Raw genomic sequence first — 1,882 nt, 5'->3', positions numbered from 1 at the left:
GCGTCCTGCACCGCGGGGTCGGAGCTGAAGACCGGCACGTACGCCGGCCGTAGCGCCAGGGCAGCCGCCCCCAGCACGACCCCGGAGACGAGCCCCCACTCCAGCGTCCGGCGCAGCACGCGCCGCGCCCGGGCGGCGTCCCCCGCCCCGAGCGCGTTGCCGACGAGGGCCTGCGCGGCGATGGCGAGGGCGTCGAGGGCGAAGGCGAGGAAGCTCCACACGCTGCCGGCCACCTGGTGTGCCGCGAGCGCGACGTCCCCGCGCGGGGTGCGGGCGGCGACGTACGTGCCGAGCAGCAGCGCCGCACGCAAGGTCAGGGTCCGGACGAGCAGCGGGACGCCTGCGGACGCGGACCGCCGGATGCCCGCGGCGTGCGGCTGCAGCGGCACACCGGCGCGGCGGGCCGCCCGGACGACCGGCAGGGCGAGCGCGGCGCCCATGGCCGTCTGGGTGAGGACGGTCCCGAGGGCCGAGCCGGGCAGCCCGAGGCCTGCCGGGTAGACCAGGAGGGCGTTGAGAGCCGCGTTGACGAGCCCGCCGGCGGTGGCGACGACGAGGGGCGTCCGGGTGTCCTGGACGCCGCGCAGGACGCCCGTGGCGGCCAGCACGACGAGCATCCCGGGCAGCCCGGTCAGGCCGATGCGGAGGTACGTCGTGGCCTCCGGCGCGACCGCCGCGGACGCGCCGAGCGCATCGACCGCCCACGGCGCCACCGCCTGCCCCGCTCCGGCGCACACCACCCCGATCCCGGCCGCCAGCCACAGGCCGTCCATGCCCTGGCTCAGCGCGCCGCGCAGGTCCCCTGCCCCGGCCCGGCGCGCGACCGCCGCAGTGGTCGCGTAGGCGAGGAAGACGCACAGGCTCACGACGACCGTGAGCGCGGCCCCGGCGATCCCCAGCGCGGCGAGCGGGACGGTCCCGAGCCGGCCGACGATCGCGGAGTCGACGAGCAGGAAGAGCGGCTCGGACACCAGCGCCACGAACGCGGGGACGGCCAGCCGCACCAGCTGCCGCTCGAGGCTCGGCTCTGAGGCGGCGGAGGAGGAGCCGGGCACGGTCTGCACCAGTTCAGCCTAGGGAGCGGGCTGTGTGCAGCCCCGAGCGCCGGGATCACCGGAACGAGTTGCCGTCCACATGCGGTGAACTCACGTCGTCGCAGGTCGGACGCGGCGTGTCGCTCGCGGTTATCCACATATCCCCAGGGTTTTCCCCAGCCGTTGCACATTCGTGACGCGGCTATCTCCACAAGCCGTCCCCAGCCTGTGCACAGCCGGGGTTGGACCTTCGGGCGGACGTTCCCTAGCTTGTCCGTCGCTCGTCCGCGGTGCTGTCGGTGCTGTCAGCGGGGGCCGATAGTATTCGAACACACGTTCGAACCACGCGCAGGAGGTTGGTCGTCCGATGTCGGTCGCGGAGATCTACCCTCCGGACGAGGCGAGCTCCGGACGCCCGGCAGACCGGCTCCCGCCGCAGGACGTCGCCGCCGAGCAGTCCGTCCTCGGCGGCATGCTCCTCAGCAAGGACGCGATCGCCGACGTCGTCGAGCTGCTGCGCGGCACCGACTTCTACCGCCCCGCTCACGAGCTGATCTACGACGCGATCCTCGACCTCTACGGCCGGGGCGAGCCGGCAGACGCCGTGACCGTGGCCGCGGAGCTGACCCGGCGCGGCGACATCGCGCCCGCGGGTGGGGCGGCGTACCTGCACACGCTCATCTCGATGGTTCCGACCGCAGCCAACGCGGGCTACTACGCCAGCATCGTCCGGGAGCGGGCCATCCTGCGCCGCCTCGTCGAGGCCGGCACCAAGATCGTGCAGATGGGCTACGCCGGCGAGGGCGGCACTGCGGACGAGATCGTCGACGCCGCCCAGGCCGAGGTCT

At 74.4% G+C, this 1,882-nt stretch carries 2 protein-coding genes; one reads left to right on the top strand and one right to left on the bottom strand.

Features of this window, described 5'->3' with window-relative positions:
* Positions 1-1,064 (bottom strand): MATE family efflux transporter (locus tag G9H71_RS22460; RefSeq protein WP_331273205.1); only part of this gene is annotated, 1,064 nt, incomplete at its 3' end.
* Between the two features lie 337 nt (positions 1,065-1,401).
* Here G9H71_RS22460 and G9H71_RS22455 point away from each other — a divergent pair.
* The coding region (locus G9H71_RS22455) for a DnaB-like helicase N-terminal domain-containing protein (RefSeq protein ID WP_331273204.1) at positions 1,402-1,882 on the top strand (481 nt) is incomplete at its 3' end.

Origin of the sequence: Motilibacter deserti, assembly GCF_011250635.1 — a bacterium.
In the GTDB taxonomy this organism is placed as follows: Bacteria; Actinomycetota; Actinomycetes; order Motilibacterales; family Motilibacteraceae; genus Motilibacter_A; species Motilibacter_A deserti.
The sequence above is the reverse complement of the archived record's forward strand: the minus strand, read 5'-3'. Positions and strand labels throughout refer to the sequence as shown.